Annotated in this window: 1 protein-coding gene and 1 pseudogene; both read right to left on the minus strand. The window is 67.2% G+C overall.

Translation table 11 applies throughout. The features are described 5' to 3' along the window. Positions 1-735 (minus strand): annotated as a pseudogene (locus tag MOV75_RS38635) (histidine kinase); the annotation flags it as partial. After that, the coding region (locus tag MOV75_RS38640) for a response regulator transcription factor (RefSeq protein ID WP_247008080.1) at positions 732-1,269 on the minus strand (538 nt) is incomplete at its 5' end. The pseudogene MOV75_RS38635 and the gene MOV75_RS38640, both read right to left, overlap by 4 nt.

A 1,269-nucleotide genomic window follows, 5' to 3' on the forward strand; every position in this document is an offset into this window, starting at 1 on the left:
GGGCGCGAACGCCTGCACCACGCCGAGCACCATCGCGGCCGCCAGCACGCCGTAGACCGGCTCATGACGTCGCATCAGCCACATGATCGCGAGGATGACGGCCAGGATCGACTGCCAGGCCGAGAACACCACGGGCAGGGTGACGAACAGCAGCGTGCGCGTCTCATAGGCCGGGCGCAAGGCCGCGTCCGGTCCGACATACACCGTGTCGAGAAAGCCCTTCAACGGTCCCCATACGAACAGCCGCACCGTGATCTCGTTGGTGCCCTCCCGCAGCAGCGAGGCGGGGATGGCGGCGATCTGCGGCGTGTTGCGGTCGGGTCGGTTGGCATTGGCATCGCGCCGGGAGTCGAGCACGACGACGCCGTCGATGGCGACCTCCACCGCGTTGCTGAAGCGCGGCAGGTACACCGACCATCCCGACGCCGCTTCGCCGCGACGAAACGCGAAGGTGCCGGTGTAGAGCGGCGGATCGGCCAGCGAATAGCGCGAAGCCGTGAAATGCGGCAGGGTCACGGGGTTCGTCACGCCGTCCTCCCGCAGTGAAAATCCGCTCAGCGCGAAATCGTCGGGGTCGCTCGGCTGCAGCAGCCGCAGCCCGAGAACGGTGGCGATCACGATCAGGGCCTGCAGCAGCAGATAGGGCACGAGGCGCGAGGCGATCAGTCGGCGCCGCGGGCGCGTGGGTGCCTTCGTAGGTGCCCTCGCGGGTGCCTTGGCTGCGATCTCGCTCACAGCTTGATCAGGCCTTGCTGCACCGCCTCGAACACCGCTTCGCTGCGCGTATGCACTTCGAGCTTGCGATAGATGTTCTTGATATGGCCGGGGACGGTCTGCTTGGACAGGCCGAGATGGCTGGCGATCTCGGCATAGCTGAAGCCTTTTGCGATGCCCCAGAGGATATCGATCTCCCGCGGTGTCAGCCTGGCCGTGTTGAGCGCGGGGCCGGCAGGCGGCTCGGCCGAATTCTGTGCAGCACCCTGCGTTCTGCGCACGATGAAGCGCGCGATCGAGGCCGAGATCGGCGAATGGCCGGCGACGAGATCGCGCACGGTGGTGGCGATGTCGGTGGGAAAGGCGTCCTTGAGCAGATAACCGGTGGCGCCGACCGTGATCGCGGAGATCACGCTTTCCTCGTCCCCGAGTGCCGAGATCACCATGATCTCGGTGTCGGGAAAGCGCTGCCTCATCTCGCGGATCAGCTCGACGCCGTGGCCGTCGGGCAGCCGCAGGTCGGTCAGCAGCACGCGCGGCGCCCCGCCGACGAGG

The sequence above is a fragment of the Bradyrhizobium sp. PRIMUS42 genome (assembly GCF_023006515.1).
Classification (GTDB): Bacteria; Pseudomonadota; Alphaproteobacteria; order Rhizobiales; family Xanthobacteraceae; genus Bradyrhizobium.